Source organism: Streptomyces sp. NPDC054796 (assembly GCF_053611545.1).
The window spans coordinates 18,143-39,033 of record NZ_JBSHAO010000010.1 but is presented as its reverse complement, the minus strand read 5'-3'; the positions used below and the strand labels follow the sequence as shown (position 1 = coordinate 39,033).

Annotated in this window: 19 protein-coding genes; 14 read left to right on the top strand and 5 right to left on the bottom strand. The window is 73.8% G+C overall.

All coding sequences use genetic code 11. From position 1 onward, the window contains the following. Positions 1-30: 30 nt before the first annotated feature. The 14 genes from ACWGJ2_RS10980 to ACWGJ2_RS10915 all read left to right on the top strand — a co-directional run bounded on the left by ACWGJ2_RS10980 (position 31) and on the right by ACWGJ2_RS10915 (position 15,729). Positions 31-510, top strand: a complete 480-nt coding sequence (locus ACWGJ2_RS10980; protein ID WP_453345719.1) for an RrF2 family transcriptional regulator — start codon at positions 31-33, stop codon at positions 508-510. A 6-nt stretch (positions 511-516) separates the two neighbouring features. Beyond that, positions 517-1,533, top strand: a complete 1,017-nt coding sequence (locus ACWGJ2_RS10975) for a DsbA family oxidoreductase (protein WP_453345718.1) — start codon at positions 517-519, stop codon at positions 1,531-1,533. 512 nt (positions 1,534-2,045) lie between these two features. Further along, positions 2,046-3,647: an ABC transporter substrate-binding protein gene (locus tag ACWGJ2_RS10970; RefSeq protein ID WP_453345717.1), complete on the top strand. Its 1,602-nt coding sequence runs from the start codon at positions 2,046-2,048 to the stop codon at positions 3,645-3,647. After that, complete coding sequence (locus ACWGJ2_RS10965; RefSeq protein WP_453345716.1) at positions 3,644-4,759, top strand: ABC transporter permease; 1,116 nt, start codon at positions 3,644-3,646, stop codon at positions 4,757-4,759. Before ACWGJ2_RS10970 ends, ACWGJ2_RS10965 begins: the two co-directional genes overlap by 4 nt. Further along, on the top strand, positions 4,756-5,697 hold the full coding sequence (locus ACWGJ2_RS10960; RefSeq protein ID WP_453345715.1) for an ABC transporter permease: 942 nt from the start codon (positions 4,756-4,758) through the stop codon (positions 5,695-5,697). The genes ACWGJ2_RS10965 and ACWGJ2_RS10960 overlap by 4 nt, the downstream gene beginning before the upstream one ends. Before the next feature lie 88 nt (positions 5,698-5,785). After that, positions 5,786-6,823, top strand: coding sequence for an ABC transporter ATP-binding protein (locus ACWGJ2_RS10955; protein ID WP_453345714.1), 1,038 nt, complete (start codon positions 5,786-5,788; stop codon positions 6,821-6,823). Further along, complete coding sequence (locus tag ACWGJ2_RS10950; protein WP_453345713.1) at positions 6,820-7,845, top strand: ABC transporter ATP-binding protein; 1,026 nt, start codon at positions 6,820-6,822, stop codon at positions 7,843-7,845. The genes ACWGJ2_RS10955 and ACWGJ2_RS10950 overlap by 4 nt, the downstream gene beginning before the upstream one ends. Continuing rightward, entirely contained in the window at positions 7,842-10,313 is a 2,472-nt protein-coding gene (locus ACWGJ2_RS10945; protein WP_453345712.1) for a molybdopterin-dependent oxidoreductase, read from the top strand. The genes ACWGJ2_RS10950 and ACWGJ2_RS10945 overlap by 4 nt, the downstream gene beginning before the upstream one ends. After that, entirely contained in the window at positions 10,310-11,533 is a 1,224-nt protein-coding gene (locus ACWGJ2_RS10940) for an acyl-CoA dehydrogenase family protein (protein ID WP_453345711.1), read from the top strand. The genes ACWGJ2_RS10945 and ACWGJ2_RS10940 overlap by 4 nt, the downstream gene beginning before the upstream one ends. A 33-nt stretch (positions 11,534-11,566) precedes the next feature. Then, a complete protein-coding gene (locus tag ACWGJ2_RS10935) occupies positions 11,567-12,796 on the top strand; it encodes an LLM class flavin-dependent oxidoreductase (protein ID WP_453345710.1) in 1,230 nt (409 codons plus the stop codon). Further along, complete coding sequence (locus tag ACWGJ2_RS10930; RefSeq protein ID WP_453345709.1) at positions 12,796-13,638, top strand: alpha/beta hydrolase; 843 nt, start codon at positions 12,796-12,798, stop codon at positions 13,636-13,638. Before ACWGJ2_RS10935 ends, ACWGJ2_RS10930 begins: the two co-directional genes overlap by 1 nt. Before the next feature lie 48 nt (positions 13,639-13,686). Further along, positions 13,687-14,187 carry a flavin reductase family protein gene (locus ACWGJ2_RS10925; protein WP_453345708.1) on the top strand — a complete coding sequence of 167 codons (501 nt, stop codon included), beginning with the start codon at positions 13,687-13,689 and terminating at the stop codon, positions 14,185-14,187. Between the two features lie 96 nt (positions 14,188-14,283). After that, complete coding sequence (locus ACWGJ2_RS10920; RefSeq protein ID WP_453345707.1) at positions 14,284-14,556, top strand: hypothetical protein; 273 nt, start codon at positions 14,284-14,286, stop codon at positions 14,554-14,556. Positions 14,557-14,631: 75 nt separating this feature from the next. Then, positions 14,632-15,729 (top strand): RICIN domain-containing protein, encoded by a 1,098-nt coding sequence (locus tag ACWGJ2_RS10915; protein ID WP_453345706.1) that lies wholly within the window; start codon positions 14,632-14,634, stop codon positions 15,727-15,729. Positions 15,730-15,807: 78 nt separating this feature from the next. Here the strand turns inward: ACWGJ2_RS10915 and ACWGJ2_RS10910 are convergent, their stop codons facing one another. The 5 genes from ACWGJ2_RS10910 to ACWGJ2_RS10890 all read right to left on the bottom strand — a co-directional run bounded on the left by ACWGJ2_RS10910 (position 15,808) and on the right by ACWGJ2_RS10890 (position 20,787). Then, entirely contained in the window at positions 15,808-16,212 is a 405-nt protein-coding gene (locus tag ACWGJ2_RS10910) for a peptidoglycan-binding domain-containing protein (protein ID WP_453345705.1), read from the bottom strand. A 264-nt stretch (positions 16,213-16,476) separates the two neighbouring features. Next, a complete protein-coding gene (locus ACWGJ2_RS10905; RefSeq protein ID WP_453345704.1) occupies positions 16,477-17,211 on the bottom strand; it encodes a sulfotransferase family protein in 735 nt (244 codons plus the stop codon). Positions 17,212-17,354: 143 nt separating this feature from the next. Continuing rightward, the gene (locus ACWGJ2_RS10900) at positions 17,355-18,245 is read right to left on the bottom strand and encodes a carbohydrate ABC transporter permease (protein ID WP_453345703.1); all 891 of its coding nucleotides are present in this window, start codon (positions 18,243-18,245) and stop codon (positions 17,355-17,357) included. After that, a complete protein-coding gene (locus ACWGJ2_RS10895; RefSeq protein WP_453345702.1) occupies positions 18,242-19,183 on the bottom strand; it encodes a carbohydrate ABC transporter permease in 942 nt (313 codons plus the stop codon). Before ACWGJ2_RS10895 ends, ACWGJ2_RS10900 begins: the two co-directional genes overlap by 4 nt. Beyond that, a complete protein-coding gene (locus ACWGJ2_RS10890) occupies positions 19,180-20,787 on the bottom strand; it encodes an extracellular solute-binding protein (RefSeq protein WP_453345701.1) in 1,608 nt (535 codons plus the stop codon). Before ACWGJ2_RS10890 ends, ACWGJ2_RS10895 begins: the two co-directional genes overlap by 4 nt. Between the last annotated feature and the right edge of the window lie 104 nt (positions 20,788-20,891).

Sequence of the window (20,891 nt, the reverse complement as noted above, 5' to 3'; positions counted from 1 at the left end):
GTGGCCACGGCCGTGGCAATAATGGAGGGCATGCAGATCTCGGCGAAGGCGGACTACGCGGTCCGGGCACTTGCGGAGCTGGCCGCGGACGCCGCACGGCCGCTCACGTGCGAGGCGATAGCCACGTCCCAGGACATTCCCTTCCGGTTCCTCAAGTCGGTCTTCCGCGACCTCCGCGCGGCAGGTCTCGTGCGCAGCCAGCGCGGCTGCGAGGGCGGGTACTGGCTGGCCCGCGAGCCCGTCGCCATCAGCCTCGCCGACGTGGTCACGGCCGTGGACGGCGAGCTGCTGACCCTGCGCGGACAGGCACCCGGCGCCCTGGACTACCCCGGCGCTGCGGCCCGGCTGCCCGGCGTGTGGCGGGACGTGGAGACGTACGTGGGGGAGCTGCTCGGCAGGACCACGCTCAGCGATCTGGTGCGCGACGTGAGCGGCGACAAGGGCGGCGAGGGAGCGGCGGGGTCCCCCCGGCCGGTCGTCATGGGGGCCGCCCCCGTCACGGCCGGGTGACCTGGCATGGATCCCGCGCACCCGGCGCCGCACGCCCCCGAACCGCCGGTCCCCTCACCCTCCTCACCCCCGTCACTCCCCGGCGTACCCGCCCAGCGCGAAGAGGCCGGGGACGAAGCGGCCGGGCGCGGGCTCCGGGTGGAGATCACCGAGTACACCGACCCCGCCTGCCCCTGGGCCTGGGGCTGCGAGCCCACGTTCCGCCTTCTGCGGGAGCGGACGCGCGGACTGGCCACCTGGCGCCGCGTCTTCGGCATCCTCTTCGACGAGGACGACGACCCGCCGCCCGACCCGGCGGCCGAGGCGTCCTGGTACGCGGGCTTCATCGCCCGCACAGCGCGGCACACCCGCGCCCCCTTCACCTCCCGGCTCCAGTGGGTGGCCTCCTCCAGCTGGCCAGCCTCGCTCGCCGCGAAGGCCGCCGAGCAGCAGGGCCCCGAGGTGGCGGAGCGGGTGCTGCGACGGCTGCGCGAGTCCACGTTCGTAAGGGGCACGCCCGCCGACACCGTGGACCGCGTGCTGGAGGCGGTCGACGGCGTCAAGGGGCTCGACACCGCGCGGCTGCGCGCCGGCTTGGCCGAGCCCGCGACGCTCGACGCCGTGCGCGACGACTGGCACGAGGCGCGCGACCCGCTGCCCGAGGCGCGGTCGCTGCGCGCACCAGCGCGGCATCCGCACGGCGCGGGGGTCAAGGAACTGGAGGTGGGCGTGCGGTACTCGCTGCCCACGCTCGTCGTGCGCGGTCCGTCCGGCACCGTGGTCGTGCCCGGCTGGCGCGCCCCCGAGGAGTACGTGGCCGCACTGGACGCCGTCGCTTCCGGCTCGGGCTCCGGATCCGGGTACGGCTCCGCGACGCGGCCCGTGCGGCCGTGCGGCGCCCACGAGGCGCTGGAGCGGTACCGCAGCATGACGGAGCCGGAGTGGGAGCTGCTGACCGACGGCTCCCCTCCCCCGGCCCACGCCGTGCGGATCGAGACCGGCAACGGGGCACTGTGGCTGCACCCGGACGAGGCGATCACGTGAGGACGCCAACTCCCCCGCGATCCGTCCGAGATGGGAAACCCGCAGGTCGACCGCGTCTTAGCCAATGAGACATCAAAAGGTATCCATTGACGGCGGCATCGTCGCCGGGCCAGTATGAGCGCATGATTCCGACGCACCCCGGTGTGGTGTGCCGCTACGTGGACCTCCGGCGCACCTGTAGCGCGCTCTGTCTCTGACCGCCGCCCTCCTCTGACGCGCAGGCCCCTCCGTTCCGGTCCGGCCGGAAACCGGTGGCTGCCCCTTCCTCCGGGCACCGCGGCCGCGCGCGACGGCCAGAGATCCCTCTCCCCCTTTCTTTCCTCCCCTTTCCTCTCGCCGCACGGCCGCGTCGAGCCCCGCCCCTGGGCCGGGCCGTCGCGTCCTCGCGTACGTCCGTACAGCTCAAGCTCACAGCTCCCGTAGCGCCCTCGGAGCGCCGGGACGCGGCTGCGCGTACGGGCCCGCGACCACGCCGTGCCGTGCGCGGACACCACGAAAGGCGACGTTCACCCATGAGCGCCCCCGCGCCGCCCGAACCCTCGTCCCCGCCGTATCCGCCACCTCCGCCGCCCTCCCCGCAGCCGCCGCGCACCGCGCCGGGCCGTCGCGCCGCGCTGGGGCTCGGCCTCGGGGCCGGGGCCTCGCTGCTGCTTTCCGCGTGCGGCGGGGTCGCCACCACCGCGGCTGCGGGCGGCTCGGCGACCACCCTGCGCTGGGGCTGGGACCTGCCCTCCTCCTGGGACCCGGTGTTCTCCTCCAAGGGCTGGGACGTGCATCTGCTCTCCCTCGTCTACTCGGGCCTCACCCAGCTCGACGCCGAAGGCAACGCCGTCCCCGCGCTCGCCCGTTCCTGGCACTACGCGCACGACGGCCGCACCCTCACCTTTGCCCTGCGCCACGGGCTGCGGTTCTCCGACGGGACGGACGTGGACGCGCGGGCCGTCAAGGCGAGCATCGAGCGCGGCAAGAACCACCCCAAGTCGCTGATCGCCTCCCAGCTCACCAGCATCGGCCGCGTCGAAGCCCCCGACCGGCACACCGTCGTCCTCGAACTCACCGAGACCGACTACCAGTTGCCGACGCTCCTCGCGGGCAAGACCGGCATGGTGGTCAGCCCGGCCGCTTTCCGTAAGGACGAGGCGGCGCTGGCCACCGCACCCGTCGGGCACGGGCCCTTCGAGCTGCTCTCCTACGCGCAGAACTCCATGGCGAGCCTGCGCCGCGACCCCGGCTACTGGAACGCGGACCGCATCACCGTCGACCGCTTCGAGGCGTATCCGGCCCCCGACGAGACGACCGCGCTCGCCTCCCTCCAGTCCGGGCGGCTCAACGTCGCGCAGATCCCCTTCAGCCAGGTCTCGGCCGCGCGTGCGGCCGGTCTGAAGGTGCAGCTCATCCCGTCGATGGTGGTGCGCGTGCTGGACGTCAACACCTCGATGAAGCCCTTCGACGATCCCGATGTGGCGGAGGCGCTGAAGTACGCGGTGGACCGTCAGGCGCTGCTGGACGCCGAGCAGTTCGGGCACGGGACCGTCAGCCTCCAGCCGTTCCCACCCGGTTACGCGGGCCACGATCCGGGGCTCCAGGACGCGTACCGTCACGACCCCGAGCGGGCGCGGCGGCTGCTGAAGAAGGCCGGGCGCGGCAAGGACGTCGAACTGACCCTCACCACCCAGCAGGCCCAGGGCATACCCGAGCAGCTTCAGGCCCAGTTGGAGGAGGTCGGCTTCCGTACCCGTATCGAGGTCATCCCCGAGTCGCGCGCCAGCGAACTCGTCTACGTGCAGCACTCACGGGCGCTCTACATCGACCAGTTCGCGGGCCGCGAGTCCGCCGTCCAGACGCTCCAGGTGCTGTTCGGCGAGGAGGGGCTGATGAACCCCTCCCGTCGCACCACACCGGAACTCGACGCGGCGACCCGCGCCGTGCGCAGGACCCCGGTGGACTCGCCCCGCTACGGGCAGGTGCTGCGCGAGGCGACGGGGGTGGCCGTGCGGAGCATGCCGAACGTCTTCCTCTACACCGTGCCGCGCGTCCTCGCCCGCCACCCCGGCGTCTCCGCGATACCCCGGCTGCCCGTGGTGCAGCGCTTCGAGGGGGTGAAGGCCGCGTGAGCGCGACCGCCACGGGCCTGCCGGAGAGGACCGGGAGTGCCGGGCGCGCCGGGCGCGCGGGAGGCGTCGCCGTGCGTGCTGCCGGGCGACGGTTCGCGCGCGCTCCGCGCTCCCTCGCCCGTGTGCTCCTCGTCGCGGGCACCGTCTTCCTGCTCTCCTCGGCGCTGACCTTCGGCCTCGGCGCACTGTCCGGCGCGAACCCGGCAGCGGCTGTGCTCGGTGAGACGGCGACACCCGCCGACATCGCCCGCATGAACCACGAGTTCGGGCTCGACAGGCCCCTCGTCGTGCAGTACCTGTCGTGGCTGGGCAACGCCTTCACCGGGGATCTGGGCCGCTCCTGGTTCACCACCATCCCGGTCGCCGACAGCATCGCGCAGGCCCTCCCCGTCGACCTGTCCATCGCGGGGCTCGCGCTGCTCATCGCCGTGCTGCTCGGGGGCGGTGCCGGGATCGCGGCGGCGCTGCGGCCGGGCAGCAGGCTGGACCGCACGGTCACGGCGGCCTGCACCCTGCTCGGCACACTGCCCGGCTTCGTCGTCGCCATCGTCCTGGTGACGGTGTTCTCGCTGAAGCTCGGGCTGCTCCCGGCGGGCGGCTACGTACCGCTGGACGTGGACCCCGTGCGGTGGCTCACGTTCACGATCATGCCCGCCGCCGCGCTCAGCCTGGAGGCCGCAGCCGCCATCGCGCGGCAACTGCGCACCTCGCTGGTGGGGACGCTCCAGGAGAACTTCGTGACCGGCGCCGTGATGCGCGGGCTCTCAGCGCGGCGTGTGCTGTTCGGGCACGCGTTGCGCAACGCCGCCGCGCCCGCGCTGACCGCGCTGGGCATGAGCGTGCCGATGCTGCTGGGCGGCGCCGTCGTCACCCAGCAGATCTTCGCCCTGCCGGGTCTCGCGCAGCTCGCTCTCCAGTCGGCGGAGCAGCACGACATCCCCGTCATCCAGGGGACGTTGCTCGTGACGATCGCCGTGGTGCTGGTCGTCAACATCGCCGTCAACGCCCTGCTCCTCGCCCTCAACCCGACGGCCAGGCGCCGCGGTGCCAGTCGTGCCGGTGGCGTGAGCGGTGCCACGGGCCGGGAGACCGACCGGGGGGACGCGTCATGAGAGCGCTGCGACTGGCCTGGCGCACCCGCGCGGCGAAGGCCGCGCTGCTGGTCCTGCTGGCAGTGACCGCGCTGGCGGTGACGGGCGGCTGGCTGGCACCGTACGACCCGCTCGCCCAGCACCCCCACGACATGCTCCAGGGCCCCGGCTCCCAACACCCGCTGGGCACGGACTACTTGGGGCGCGACGTCCTCAGCCGTCTGCTGGAGGGCACGGGCCGCTCGGTGTTCGGCGCGGTGGAGGCGGTGGCCGCCGCCATGGCCGTCGGCGTACTGCCCGGCCTGGCCTCGCTGTGGCTGGGGCCCGCCGTCGAGTGGCTGGCGCAGCGGGCTGCCGACGCGCTGATGACGCTGCCGTTCACGATCTTCGCCATCGCGGTGGTCGGCGCGCTCGGCAACGGCATGCACCAGGCGATGCTGGCGCTCGGCGTGCTGTACTCGCCGCTGTTCTTCCGGATGACCCGCGCCGCCGCGCTCGGGCTGCGTCAGGCGCAGTACGTGGAGTCGGCGGAGCTGTTCGGGGCCTCGGTGTGGCGCGTGCTGCGTACGCACATCGCGTCGAAGATCCTGCCGACCCTGGTGGTGACGGCGGCGCAGGCGCTGGCCACCTGCCTGCTGGTGGTCTCCTCGCTGACCTTCCTCGGCGTGGGCGTCCAGCCGCCCGCCGCGACCTGGGGCGGCATGCTCGCGACCGACCTGGGCTTCCTCGCCCTCCAGCCCTGGGCGCCCCTCTTCCCCGCCGCGCTGATCGTGCTGACCACGGGCGCGCTGAACCTCCTGGCGGACGCGGTGCGCGACGCGGGCTCCGCGACGGACACCGCCGCTCCCGCTTCCTCCGCGCCGGGCGCGCACGACGACACCGCCGACAACACCGCCGACAACACCGCCGCCGACACCGACAAGGAGCGTGCAGCCGATGCCGCACTCCCCGTCCGCTGAGGCCCCGGCCGAGGCCCCTCCCCGTAGCGCGGCGCCCGTACGAGCCGCGAAACCCACGGAGCCCACTGAGTCCACTGAGCCCCGAGCGGTGGCAGACACCGTGCTCACCGTCGACGGTCTCGCCGTGACGGTCGCCTCCGCGCGTGCCCGCGCCGTGCGGGACGTGAGTTTCGGCGTACGGCGCGGCGAGGCCGTCGGCCTCGTCGGCGAGTCGGGCAGCGGCAAGACCCTCATCTGTCGCTCCGTGCTGGGCCTGCTCCCGCCGGGCTGCGACGTGTCCGAGGGGCGGATAGCCCTGGGCGACGAGGAGTTGACGGGCCTCTCGCGCCGCGAGTGGAACCGGATACGCGGCACCCGCCTCGGCGCCGTCTTCCAGGACCCGGCCTCCTACCTCAACCCGTCCCTCACCGTGGGCCGCCAGCTCGCCGAGCCGCTGCGGCTCAAGCTCGGCCTCGGCCGGTCCGAGGCGGCCGAGCGCGCCGTCGCGCTCTTCGACGCCGTCGGCCTCCACGACCCCGCCGACGTCTACCACCGCTACCCCTTCGAGCTGTCCGGCGGCATGCTCCAGCGCGTCCTGATCGCCGTCGCCGCCGCCTGCGCGCCCGATCTGCTGGTCGCGGACGAGGCGACCACCGCGCTCGACGTCGTCGTCCAGGCCGAGGTCCTCGCCCTCCTCGCGCGCATGCGCCACGAGCACGACCTCGCGCTGCTCCTGGTCACACACGACCTGGCCGTCGTCGCCGAGGTCTGCGACCGCATCCTGGTGTGCTACGCCGGAGAGCTGGTCGAGGACGGCCCCGCCGAGCAGGTGCTCACCCGGCCGCGGCACCCGTACACCGAGGCGCTGCTGCGTGTCGCGTCCGTCGGGGACTGGTCGCGCCGCGAACTCGACGTCATCCCCGGCGCCCCGCCCGAGGCGGGGGCCGAGCTGCCAGGCTGCCGGTTCGCCGACCGGTGCGCCTTCGCGACGCCCGCGTGCACGGCGGGCCCCGTGCCGTGGCGCGAGGCCGTGCCGGGGCACCGGGTGCGGTGCGTGCGGGCCGGGGAGCTGGAGCTGTCCGGTTCCCCGGAAGGTATCGCGGCGGGCTCCGATGACGGTGCGCGGCAACGGGAGGCCGCCGTATGAGCGCCGCGGCCCTGCTGGAACTGCGCGGCGTGACCGTCGCGTTCGGGCGCCGCACCTCCGGGGCAGCGCCGGTACTGGACGGCGTGGACCTCGACGTACGCGAGGGCGAGATCCTCGGCGTCATCGGCGAGACGGGCTCGGGCAAGACCACCCTGGCCCGTACCGCCGTCGGGCTCACCGCTCCCCGCTCGGGCCATGTCTCCTTCGAGGGGCGGCGGCTGACGGGGCTGCGGGGGCGCGGGCTGCGGGAGTTCCGGCGTACGGGGCGGCTCCAGTACGCCTTCCAGGACCCGTTGCGCGCACTCGACCCCGACTTGACGATACGTCAGAGCGTGGCCGAACCCCTGGCCGTGGCGGGCGGGCTCGGCGAGGCGGAGCTGACGTCACGCGTCGACGAGGCACTGCGCACGGTCGGCCTGGACCCGGCACTCGCCGACCGGCTGCCCGGCGCGCTCTCCGGCGGCCAGCGGCAGCGGGCACTGCTGGCCCGCGCCGTCGTGACCGGGCCACGGCTGCTGATCGCCGACGAGCCCGTCAGCGCGCTCGACGCGTCGAACCGCAACCGTGTGCTGGCACTGCTGGAGCGGCTGCGGCGCGAGCAGGGCATGGCGATCGTGATCATCTCGCACGATCTCAGCTCCCTCGCGGGCATCGCGGACCGGGTCGCGGTGCTCTACCGGGGCCGCCTGGTGGAACAGGGGCCCGTGCGCGCCGTGTTCGAGCGTCCGCTGCACCCGTACACGGCGCTGCTTCTCGCCTCCGCGCCGAGCGTCCGTACCGGGCACGGGCCGCCCGTCGCACTGCTGCGGCCCTCGGGCCCGGCGCCGGAGTGGGCGGGGGCAGGGGCGGGGACGGCGGGGTGCGGGTTCGCGGGGCGCTGCCCCTTCGTGACGGACGACTGCCGTACGGCGCCGCTCCCCCGTCAGGACACCGGGGGCCGCGAGGCCGCCTGCCACCACGCGCCCGGGTGGCGCGAGCGTGTGCGCGAACGCGTCGTCGCGTCGGACGGAGCACCCTCGTGAGCACCGTGCCGACCACCTCCCACTGGGGCGCCTTCGGCGTGCGCGTCCACGAGGACGGCCGCATCGAGACCACCCCGCACCCCGGCGACCCCGCGCCCTCGCGCCTGCTGGGCAACGTCGCCGACGGACTGACGCACCCCACCCGCGTGCGGCGGCCCGCGATCCGGCGCGGCTGGCTGGAGCACGGGCCAGGACCCACGCGGGCACGTGGCGCCGAGCCGTTCGTCGAGGTCGGCTGGGACGACGCGCTGGACCTGGTGGCGGACGAACTGGCGCGCGTACGGGCACAGCACGGCATGCGGGCCGTGTTCGGCGGCTCGTACGGCTGGGGCGGCGCGGGCCGCTTCCACCACGCGCAGAGCCAGATCCACCGCTTCCTCAACACGCTGGGCGGCTTCACCTCCTCCCGCGACTCCTACAGCCTCGGTGCCTCCCACGTGCTGCTCCCCCACGTGGTCGGCGACGCGGACGCGGTACTGCGGGCCGCCTCGTCCTGGCCGACGGTCATCGAGAACACCGAGCTGATCGTGGCCTTCGGCGGCATCCCCGAGAAGAACGTGTACGTGACGCCCGGCGGCGTGACCCGGCACTCGGCGCCCGTGGCGCTGCGCGCCCTCGCCGGGCGCGGGGTGCGGGCCGCGCTGGTGAGCCCGCTGCGCACCGACCTGCCCGAGGACATCCGGGCCCGCTGGTACCCCGTCGTCCCCGGCAGCGACACCGCGCTGATGCTGGCGCTGGCGCACACCCTCCTCACCGAGGGCCTGCACGACCGTGCCTTCCTGGAGCGGTGCACCAGCGGCTTCGGCACGTTCGCCGCGTATCTGCGGGGCGAGGCCGACGGTGCGGCCAAGGACGCCGAGTGGGCCGCGCCCCTGTGCGAGGTCCCGGCCGCTGACATCCGCGCGCTGGCCAGGGACATGGCGCGCTCGCGCACGCTCGTCACCGTGACGTGGTCGCTCCAGCGCACCCCGTACGGCGAACAGCCGGTGTGGGCCGGGCTGGCCCTGGCCGCGATGCTCGGTCAGATCGGGCTCCCCGGGGGCGGGTTCGGGCACGGCTACGGGTCCATGGGCGACGTCGGAGACAACGGCCCGCGACTGCGGCTGCCGACGCTTCCCCAAGGCACCAACCCCGTAGGGGAGTTCATCCCCTGCGCCCGGATCGCCGACCTGCTGCTGCACCCCGACGAGGAGTTCGACTACGACGGGGCCCGCTACACCTACCCCGACATCAGGCTGGTCCACTGGGCGGGCGGCAACCCGTTCCACCACCATCAGGACCTCGGGCGGCTACAGCGCGCTTTCGGGCGGCCCGACACCGTCGTCGTGCACGAGCCGCACTGGACGGCGACAGCGCGGCACGCCGACATCGTGCTGCCCGCCACCACGGGCCAGGAGCGCGAGGACATCGGCGGCGGACGGCGCGACACCCATCTGATCGCGATGCGCCGCGCACTCGCGCCCGTCGGCGAGGCCCGCGACGACTACGCCGTCTTCTCCGCCCTCGCCGAACGACTGGGTACGGTACGGGAGTTCACGCGGGGCCGTACCGCGCGCGAGTGGCTGCGCCACCTCTACGAGGAGTGGCGCGCGGGCGTGGTGGCCGGGGCCGAGGGTGCGTCGGCGTCGCCCGGCGCGGGCTGTGTGCCGGACTTCGACGCGTTCTGGGCGGCCGGTGAGGTGCGGCTCCCGGAGGGCCCCACCCACTTCACGCTCTTCGACGCCTTCCGCGCCGACCCCGTCGCACATCCGCTGCCGACACCGAGCGGACGCATCGAGCTGGCCTCGGACACCGTCGCTGACTTCGGCTACGACGACTGCCCGGGACACCCCGTGTGGCGGGAGCCGGAGGAGTGGCTGGGCGGCGAGGCGGCCGAGCGCCACCCGCTCCATCTGATCGCGAACCAGCCGGAGTCCCGGCTGCACAGCCAGCTCGACGTGGGCGCCGTCAGCCGCGCCGCCAAGGTGGCGGGGCGGGAGCCCGTGTGGCTGCACCCCGACGACGCCGCCGCGCGCGGCATCCGCGACGGGGACGTGGTGCGCCTCTTCAACGACCGTGGCGCGTGCCTGGCGGGTGCGGTGCTGACGGACGCCGTGCGGCCGAGGGTGGTCAGGCTGGCGACGGGCGCCTGGTTCGACCCGCTGCCGTCGCCCGCCACCGCCGGTGCGGAGGCGCACGAGGGTCCCCCGCTGTGCGTCCACGGCAACCCGAACGTCCTCACCGCCGACGTGCCCGCCTCCCGGCTCTCGCAGGGCTGCGCCGGACAGCACGCCCTCGTACAGGCGGAGCGCTGGAGCGGCGAGGTGCCACCGGTCACCGTGCACGCTCCGCCGCGCATGGTGCGCGCGGAGCGGCGGGGGGACGGAGACGGTCCGGCACATCGCGGCTCCGAGCACCACGAACCCCGTCGGCCCGCCCGGCACACCCCGCGCCATCCGGCCGACTCCACGGAAGGAAGCCCCCGTTGACCCGCACCGACGCCTCCCCCGGCACCCCGTCCACGACTGCGGCGGTGGCGGCCGGCCCCGGCACGCTCCGGAGCGTCGCCGCCGCGCTGTCCGCGCGGGCCGCCGAGCACGACCGTACGGGCACGTTCCCCGCCGAGGGCTTCGAGACCGTGCGGCGGGCCGGGCTGCTCACCGCGACCGTGGGACGAGCGCACGGCGGTCCCGGCGCCGGGCTCGCCGACACCGTGCGCATCCTGCGCGCCCTGGGCACGGGCGACCCGGCCGTCGCGCTGGTGACCGCCATGACCCTCTTCACCCACGCCGCGCAGGCCCGGCTCGGGCACTGGCCCGAGGACGTGTACGAGGAGGTGGTGGCGGAGTCGTCGCGGCGGCCCGTGCTGCTCAACTCCCTCCGTGTCGAGCCCGAGTTGGGCTCACCGGCGCGCGGCGGCCTGCCCGCGACCACGGCCACCCATGTCCCCGGGGGCGGGTGGCGGCTCTCCGGCCGGAAGATCTTCTCTACCGGGGCCGTCGGGCTGCGCTGGATGCTGGTGTGGGCGCGTACGGACGAGGACCCTGCGCGCGTGGGTGCCTTCCTCGTACGGGCCGACTCGCCCGGCATCACCGTCCATCCGACCTGGGACCACCTGGGGCTGCGCGCCAGCCGCAGCGACGACGTCGAGTTCCACGACGCCCTGGTCCCTGAGGGACACACCACCGGCCTGCACACCCCGGAAGAGGCACCCTCGCGCGATCCGGTCACCGGCTCGTGGAACGCCCTCGGTCTCACCGCCCTCTACCTCGGCGTGGCCGGGGCGGCACGTGACTGGCTGACGGGGTTCCTCCACGAGCGCGTCCCCACCTCTCTCGGTGCGCCGCTGGCCACGCTGCCCCGCTTTCAGGAGGCCGTCGGCGAGATCGAGGCGAGCCTGACGGGGGCCGAAGCGCTGGTGGACGGTCTCGCCGCGCGCGTCGACGCGGGCGACGAGGAGGCCGTGGCGCGGGCGGGCCTCGCCAAGGTGCTGGGCACACGTGCCGCGATCGGCGCCGTCGAGAAGGCGCTGTCCCTCACCGGCAACAGGGGCCTGGCCAGCTCCAGTCCGCTGCAACGGCACTACCGCGACGTGCTGTGTTCCCGCGTCCACACGCCCCAGGACGACACCGTGCTCGTCGCGGCGGGCCGCGCGGCCCTGTCCCGCGCGACACCCTCATCCGCCACCACTACCGCCACCCACCCGTAACCCGGTTCCCGTCCCGTTCCAGAAAGGCTGGCCATGCCCGTCGAGTTCATCGGAATGATCGGCACGCACGACGTGTCGGAGACACGCGCGGCACGCGGGCCGCTCGTCGATCCCGCGTACACGCTCCGCTTCGCACGCGCCCACGAGGACGGCGGCTTCGACCGCGTCCTCATCGGCTACGGCTCCTCCACCCCCGACGGCACACAGGTGGCCGCGCACGTCGCCGCGCACACCGAACGGCTCGGACTGCTCGTCGCACACCGCCCCGGCTTCGTCGTCCCGACGCTGGCGGCGCGCACCTTCGCGACGCTGGACCAGTTCTCCGGCGGGCGCGTGGCCGTGCACGTCATCAGCGGCGGCCGGGACGCGGAGCAGCGGCGCGACGGCGACTACCTGGGCAAGGAGGACAGGTACGCGCGCACCGACGAGTACCTGGATGTGCTCAAGCGGGCGTGGACCGAGCGGGAGCCGTTCAGCCACGAGGGCCGCTTCTACCGCTTCGCCGACTTCCACTCCGAGGTGCGCCCGAACCAGCAGCCGCGCATCCCCCTCTACTTCGGCGGTTCCTCCGAGGCCGCCTACCGGGTCGGGGGCAAGCACGCGGACACCTTCGCGCTGTGGGGCGAGCCGCTGGCCGAGACGGCGGCGCAGATCGCCGCGATCCGGGATGCCGCGGCGGCGGCCGGGCGCACCGAACCGCCGGGCATCAGCGTCTCGTTCCGCCCGATCGTCGCGCCCACCGAGGAACTGGCCTGGGAGCGCGCGCACCGCGTGCTGGACACGATCCGCTCCGAGGGGCCCAAGGGCTCCTTCACCGCTCCCCGCCACGCGCGCGAGGCGCTGGGCAGCGCGCGTCCCGGCGACGTGAACGGTGCGGACGGTGCGGACGGTGCGGACGGCCAGCCGGAGAACGTCGGTTCGCGGCGGCTGCTGGCGGCGGCCGCCAAGGGCGAGCTGCACGACCGTGCCCTGTGGACGGCGACCGCGGCGGCGACGGGTGCGGCGGGCAACTCCACCGCGCTGGTCGGCACGCCGGAGACCGTCGCACAGGCGCTTCTCGACTACGTCGACATCGGCGTGACGACCCTCCTCATCCGCGGCTACGACCCGCTGGACGACGCCATCGACTACGGGCGCCACCTGCTGCCGCTCGTACGGCAGGAACTGGCACACCGCGCACGGACGTCGACGGCGCCCGCCCTCGCGCCGGACCACTCTCCTGACGTCCCGTCAGCGCCCGTCGTCGCGGGGCGTGGTGCGTGATGGCCGCCGCAGGGTACGCAGCCGCGGAGCACGCGTCCGGCGTACGCGAGACCGTCCGCGCGCCGCGCTCATGGCACCCCGCGCCCGGACTCACCCGGCGCGGCACGCTCGTCGTCCTGCCGGGGCGGGGTGAACACGGCGGCGTGTACGAGCGGTTCGGCCGACGGCTCGCCGTGGACGCCTACACCGTGCACGCCCTGGACACCACGCCGGAGGACGATGCCCCGGCGGTGGCGCGGGCGGTGCGCGAGGCGCTGGGGCCGGAGGATGCGGAGCCCGTGGAACCCGTGGTGCTGGTGGGCTCGGACACGGGTGCGCTCCAGGCGCTGCTGGTGGCCGAGGCCGTCGGCGCGAACGGTCTCGTGCTGGCCGGACTGCCGGAGCTGCCGGGACTGGCGGGGTTGCCGGGACTGGCGGGGTTGCCGGGGGCCGACGGGCCGGAGGGCGACTGGGAGGCGGAGCTGACGGCCCGCACCGCCTGCCCCGTCCACCGCGCACGTCTCGACGCCGACCCTGACATCGGCCACGGCGCGCTCTTCCGCCCCGTCCCGGAAGCGCTGCGGGACGCCGCTGCGGCACCCGGATGGCCCAGCCCCGCACTGGTGCTGCACGGGGAAGCCGACCCGGTCAGCCCTGTAGCGGCCGCGCGTACCGTCGCCGCCGCGCTTCCCGTCGCGGAACTGGCGACGGTACGGGGCGGCGTGCACGACGTACTCAACGACGCCGCACACCGCACCGTCGCCGCGGCCGTCGTGCAGTGGCTGGAGCGACTGCGGGCGGAGCCCGTCCCGGGCACCGGCCCTCTCGCGGCTCTGCTCACCACCGAGCCCGCACCCGCCTGACACCACCCACCCGCATCCGCATCCGCATCCCGACGTTGGGAGACCCTCATGACGGCCCTCACCACCAATGCCACGCCCGCACCCGCCCTCTCCGGTGCCGACATGCTGCGCCGCACCCTCCGACGGCTCGCCTCCGGGGTCACCGTGATCACGGTGCCGGGCCCTGCCGGGTTCACGGCCACCTCGTTCACCTCGGTGTCCGTGAACCCGCCCCTGGTCTCCTTCTACGTCTCCACCACCGCCTCCTCGGCCCCCGCCGTGCGCGCCTCAGCACACTTCGCGGCACACATCCTCACCGGGGACCAGTCGGACGTGGCCGAGCGGTTCGCCCGCAGCGGCGTGGACCGCTTCGCGGGCGCCACGTGGGAGCCGGACCGGCGCGGGGTGCCGCTGCTCGACGGGGTGGACGCCTGGCTGGTCGCCCGTACCCACGAGATACGTCCCATCGGCGACCACCTGCTCGTGGTGGGCGAGGTCGTCGACAACGGCGGCCCCGCCAACGCCTCCCCCCTGATCCACCACGCGGGCGCCCTCACCCCCCTCCACTGACCCCCACCCCCGTCGCCTGTCACCCTCACCGCTGGGGCACAACGGGCCTACACTGTGCGACGGTTCGCACACGGGCACGTCGACAGGAGGCAGTACATGACACACGCATCATGGGAAGCCGACCCTTCCGCGTCCTTCGCACGACGGCTGGGGAAGTCGGCGCAGGAGCTGGGCCATTCCGACGGCAAGGACCAGTGCCCCGACATCTGGCAGCTCGACAACGGCGACGTCGCGGTCATCGGCAAGGACCTGACGGCCGCTTACGGGCCCCGTCTGCCGGAGGGGGTGTCCCTGGCACCTGACGAACGGCTGGTCGTCATACCCGGTGACATGCTCAGCGCGGCGCAGAAGGATGTCACCGGCAAGTGACCCCAGCGTCCCCCGCACCGCACACGGCCGGAATGCACATTGCTGCGCCAGTTGACGGCGGCAAGGATGGCGCGCATGGGGAATACGGGGGATAGAGCGGTGCCGGAGGCACGGGACTCCGCTGCTTTTGTCGCGGCCATGCGGCGGCTCAAGGAGCGGTCGGGGCTGACGTACCGGCAGTTGGAGGTCCGGGCCGCCGAGCGGGGCGGGGTGCTGCCGCGCAGCACGCTGGCCGATGTGCTGCGCCAGGACGCACTGCCGCGCGCGGAGATCGTGTCGGCGCTCCTCCTCGCCTGCGGCGAGGAAGCGCACACCGACGCCTGGCTGGAGATCCGCGAGCGGATCGCGGCCGGGGACACCGGCTCGGGGCGTGCGCCGACGGACGGCCCGGAGCCCGGCGCCCCTGGCACCGTCGCCGCCACCGAGACGGTCGGGAGCGGCGACGGCCGCGCCGACCGGCCCGGCGCCCCCGACGCGCCCCGCTGGCCCCGCTCCCCGCTCGGTTCACGGGGCCGCTCCCTGACCACCGTGCTGTCGCTGGCCGCGCTGGTCGCAGGCGCGTACTTCGCGGTGGCCGAGCTGTCAGCGCGTGGCCCAGGGGCCGGGGACGGCAGGCTGGCCGAGTCCGCCGCCGACGCCTCGCAGGAGGGCTCGGAGGAGTCGGGCGGCGCCGCGTCGGAGAGCACGGCCAAGAAGTCCCCCGCGCAGGGCACGTACCGCATCCGGTCCGTCGCCTCGTCCCTGTGCCTCTCCGAGCGCGACGGGGAGGGCAGCGGCCACGTCTACCAGTCCGGGTGCGACGGCGCCATCCCCGTCTACGCGCTGGAGAAGGCGGAGAGCGGGGCCTACCGGATCCGTTCCCTCCACCCCACCTTCGGCAAGGGCTGCCTCGGCGTGGACGAGGGGAGCACCCACCCGGGCGCGAGGATGGTGGACGACTACTGCGGGCACCGTGGCGTGGCCGAGCGCTTCCGCCTCCAGCCGACCGTCGAACCGGCGCGCGGCTACCGCCTCAAGCCCCTGCACGCTGACACCTGCGTGACGGTGCCCGGCGGCTCGGCGGAGGAGGGGACGTCGGTGCTCCAGCTTCCCTGCGACTCCGGTCTGGAAGGCCAGATCTTCCGCTTCGACCCCGTCCCCGCCCCTCGCGGCATCCCCACCCCGAAGGGCTAGCAGGTTCGGTCCGCTGCCGGTGGCCGGCGCCGCCCCCCTGTGCCGGTACCGGCCGTCGGTTCGTGCCGGTGCCGGCCGTCAGTTGTGGTCGTTCCCGCAGACGAACAGCTCCCGCAGATAGGGCCACGTGGCGGGACCGATCTTGCCGTCGACGTCCAGGACCTCCTTCTGGCACAGTACGTTGACCCTGGCCTGGAACTTCTTCGCTGCCGTCTGCGAGTTGCTTCCGAAGACCCCGTCAATGGTTCCCGGGCTGAACCCCTTGTGCTTGAGGATGCACTGGGCTTCCTTGCCCGCCGCGGACACGGACGTGGTGGAGGGCTGGACGGTCACCCCGTTGTAGTACCCGGCACGGTACTGGTAGCCGTCCCCGCCGCTGACCGTCGTGATGTTGCACGAGTACGCCTGGACACTGACGTCCGCCCCGGCTGCCGGGGTGACCGAGACGCCGGTCAGTGCCAGAGCGGCCGCTCCGAGAACCATGCTGAGCTTCACCCGGGATCGCACGTCCTGCCTCCAAGTTGTCGGCCCCAACGGTGGGGTGCGATCAGTGTCCAGTGGGGTGAGCCCGGTGACCCAGGCTTTTCAGCCCTGCCGAAAAGGCCCAGGACAGATGGCGGAACGGCACGCTCCCCTCCCCCTCCCCCGCACCATGGGCGCAGACAGCACGACGTGACCACTGGGTGCGGCGGGCCGCCGGGTGACGGCCCGCCGTGTCCGGCCGGTGTACCGGCGTCGGTCAGTCGGTCAGTCGGCGGCCTGTCCGCCGGTGCCGGGAGCGGAGGCGGACGGGAAGACGACGCGTCCCTCCGTCATCATCTGCTCGAACATCCGCCCCATCGACGCGGTGTCGTTGAGGCGGGGGAACTCCTCACCGGCGGGCGGCTCGACGCCGAGGAAGGCGCAGAGCGGGCCCCACCCCTCGCGCACGTCGAACACCAGCAGCCGCTCGGGGTCGATCTCCTCGCGGACCGCGGCGATGTGCCGGTGGTAGGCGGCGACGATGGCGTCCTCGTCGGACATGTCCTGGCCCATCTGCCAGTCCGGGCCGAAGATCTCCTTGCCCTTGCTGTCCAGCAGCGGGCGCAGCCGCTGCATTCCCTCCAGGAGCGGGCGCATCTCCGCGGGTGCCTGCTCGACCGCCTCCCGCATCGAGTCGGACCGCTCGGCCAGGGTGCGGAAGCTGGTGTACCAGCGGTGCGGGTCACGGACGGTGAGGATGACCTTCGCCTCCGGGTAGGCCTGTGCCAGCTCCCGCCAGAAAAGACCGGACGGCCAGTCCACGGCCGAGACGTACCCCTCCAGCACGTGATCCCAGTCGACGGGGCCGTCCGACCCGGCCGACAGCCAGCGGTCCACCTGCTCGGGGTGGGTGAGGACCTCGGACATGTGGTGGCAGGGGCCGAGGCCGAGCAGTTCCAGCGCCGTCTGCGTCGACTTCGTACCCGTCCGCGGCAGCCCCGCTCCGATTATCCGCAGCACTCCCAATTCCTCCCTCTGCCATGCGCGGCCCGCCCCGGCGTGTCCGGCTGCGTGCCCGTCATGGCTCCAGGACGAACACTAGGCCGTTTCCGACGGCTCTCGTCAGGCCCGTGGCCTGGTGTTGTCCGTCCGCCCAGCGAGGGTCACTCCTTCACCGCTCCGCTCAGCATCCCCTCGATGAAGCGCCGTTGCAGCGCCACGTAGACGACGACCACCGGGAGCGCGATCAGGGTGGAGGCCGCCGCGAGGAGCGCCGTGTCCGAGCTGTGCTGGCCCTGGAAGAAGGCGAGGCCGAGGGGGACGGTGCGGTGGGCTTCGTCGCTGACCATGACGAGGGCCAGCAGGAACTCGTTCCACGTCCACATGAAGACGATGACGACCATCGTGGAGATCGCCGGGCGCCCCATCGGCACCAGTACCCGCCACAGCGTGGTCCAGCTCGACGCGCCGTCGATACGTGCCGCCTCGACGACGGCGCGGGGGCTGCCGCGGAAGTACGTGCGCATCCAGAAGACGCCGAAGGCGAGGGACTGCGCGGTCTGCGGGAGGATCAGCGCCCAGTAGGTGTCGGTCAGCCCCCAGTGGCGCAGGTCGAAGTAGAGGGGCACGACCAGCGCCTCCTGCGGCAGGGTCAGCCCGATGACGAACAGGTAGAAGAGCACCGTCGAGCCGGGGAAGCGCATCACGCCGAACGCGTAGGCCGCCAGCACGGCCAGGACCGAGGTGGCGGCGACGACGGCCACCGTGACCAGGGCCGAGTTGGCGAGGTAGGTGCCGAAGTGGCCGCGGGTCCAGGCGTCGGCGAAGTTGCCCCAGTTGAGCCCGTCGGGCAGCGAGAAGCCCGTGTCCAGGGAGGAGCGGCGGCCGAGTGCCGTCGAGAGTATGCCCAGCACCGGAGTGAGGGAGACGGCGGCGAAGAGGGCGAGGATGCCGTAGGTGACGGTGCGCTCCAGCCGCCCGGTGACCACCCCGGAACCGGAACCGGATCCGGGCCCGGTTCCGGAGGCCGTTCGACGTGTGCCGGTGCCGGTCATCGGTTCCTTCCCTCCACCAGCCGCGACACCGCGACCGTCAGCACGAAGATCAGCACGGTCAGGCCGACGCCCATCGCCGCTGCCGCGCCGACCTCGTTGGTCTCGAAGGCGCGACGGTAGACCTCGTACGCCGGTACGGAGGTGGCGTTGCCGGGGCCGCCACTGGTCGTGATGTAGATGAGGTCGAAGTTGCGGAGCCCGGCGACGATGGTGAGGGTGAGCGCGACGGCGATCTCGGCGCGCAGCCCGGGCAGGGTCACCGCGAAGAACTCCCGCACCGCACCGGCCCCGTCCAGCCGCGCGGCCTCGTACAGTTCGCGCGGGATCCGCTGCGCCCCGGCCAGGAACAGCACCAGGCACAGCCCGGTCTCCACCCAGGTGCCGACGGCGCCGACGGCCGGCAGCGCCCAGGTGTAGTCGCCCAGCCAGGACCGGGTCAGCGCGTCGAGGCCGACGAGCCGGAGCGTGTCGTTCAGCAGCCCGTCGGGCGCGAGGATCGAGCGCCAGGCGACGCCGACGACCACCATCGCCAGGACCTGCGGCAGGAAGAGCACCGTGCGGAAGAAGGTCATCCCCCGCACCCGGAACCGCGAGAGCGCCGAGGCCAGCAGCAGCCCGATGGCCACGGGGAGCGCCGCGTAGAAGAGGAGCAGCACGGCGGCGTGTACGAAGGGGGCGCGCAGCCCGGGGTCGGTCAGCAGGTCGCGGTAGTTGTCGAACCCGGCCCAGGTGGCGACGGTCAGCCCGTCCCAGTGCAGCAGGGAGAGCCACACGGTCTGGCCGAAGGGGAAGAGCAGGAAGACGCCGTACACGGCGAGTGCGGGCAGGAGGTAGAGGTAGCCGATCGCGCGCGGCTGCCCTGGCGCGCCACGCCGGTAGCGCGCGGCGAAGGCGCCCAGCAGGCCCCGGCCCGCGACGGGCCGCCCCTCCGCGCTCATTCGCCGCCCTCCCCGCCACCGGAACCGCCGGAGCCCTCACCAGAGCCGTCGGAACCCGGGCGCTCGGCGCGCTGCTTCGCGCGGAACTCCCCGTACTCCCGCTGCATCGTGTCCGCGAGCGCGTCCGGCGTGACGCTGCCGTCGATGACGCCCTGGAGCTGCGCCGAGAGGGTGTCGTAGAAGCCGGGGGTGGTGTAGTCGAGGTAGGGGACGAGGCCGTCGGCGGCGCTGAGCCTGCGCCAGCCCGCGATCATCTGCCCGTCGGCCGTGCCGGACGGCACCTCGCGCGCCGCGCGCCCCGGCACGGCGGGCAGCACGCCCTCCTCGGTCATCACGTCGGCCGCGTGGGTGCCGGTGAGGAAGTCGAGGTAGGCCGCCGCGACGTCCGGGTGCCGGGACTTGGAGGTGACGGACCAGGCCAGGCCCTGGCCCCCGGTCGTCACGGGCGCTCCCCCGGCCTCGGCGGGCGGCGGGGGCATGAAGCCGAGCTTGTCGCCCATGGGCTTCTTGAGGTCGGCGAGCTGCCAGGTGCCGGTGATGAGGTAGGCGCCCTTGCCGTCGGCGAACTGCTTGGCCGCGTCGTCGTAGCCGGTCCCGTTCGCGCCCTTGGGCATGTAGCCGCGCTCGTGCCAGTCGGCGAGGGTGCGGGCCGCCTCGCGAGTGGGCTCGTTGTCGAATCCGTCGCCGCGGCCGAGGACCGTGTCGCGTATGGCCTCGGCACCGGCCGCGCCCTTCGCACCGCCCGCGCCTTCCGCTGCGCCCGCCTGGTTCTGGAGCACACCGAAGGTGTGGATCGCCGGGTACTTGTCGAGGTTGCCGAACTGGACGGGCAGCTCCCCCTCCTTCTTGAGCCGGGGCAGCGAGTCCGTCAGCTCCTTCCACGTACTCGGCGGCTCGACCCCGGCCTTCTCCAGCACGTCCTTGTTGTAGTAGACGCCGATGTACTCGCCGGTCTGGGAGATGCCGTACAGCCGCCCGGTGCCGAAACTGTGGCCGTCGGCCGAGACGCGGTTGAGGTTGAGCAGCGTGTTCGGGTAGCGGGTGTTCCAGGCGTAGATGCCCGCGTAGTTGTCCAGCGGGGTGAGCAGGCCCGCGCGGACGAAGGCGACCATGTCGGAGTAGCCCTGGTTGGCCTGCACGACGTCGGGCGGGTTGTTGCCGGAGAGCGCCAGCTTGAGGGTGGTCTTGAGGTCGGAGAAGCTGCGCGAGACGCGCTGGACGCGCACGTTCGGGTAGCGCTTCTCGAACTCCGCGTTGAGCCGCTCGATCTCGGCGTTCGTGCCGCCCCGGGTCTCCTGGTCCCAGACCTTCAGGGTGACCTTGCCCGCCTTGCCGGGGTCGGGCACGGCGGTGGCGACGCCCGTACCGCCCCGTCCCGCCGCGCCCGAGCCGTCCGTCCCCGGCACGCATCCCGTGGCGAGCAGCCCGAGCAGGGCGCCGCCGGCGGCGAGTGCGACGGCGGGCGGCCGGGCGCGTCCGGTACGTGCGGCGCGTCCGACGCTTCCGGCGCGCACAGCACGTCCGGTACGTCCATCGGCACGTCCGTCGGCGCTCCCGCGACGGCGGCGGGCTCGGAGCGGTAGCAGCGTGGCCGGGAGCTGCATGGCGGGGCTCCTTCGGGAGGGCGGACGGGACAGCGGGCGGCGCCGGCCTTACGGGAAGGCCGCGCCCGTCGTGCCGGGCCCCTCCGACAGGGGCCCTTCAAGCG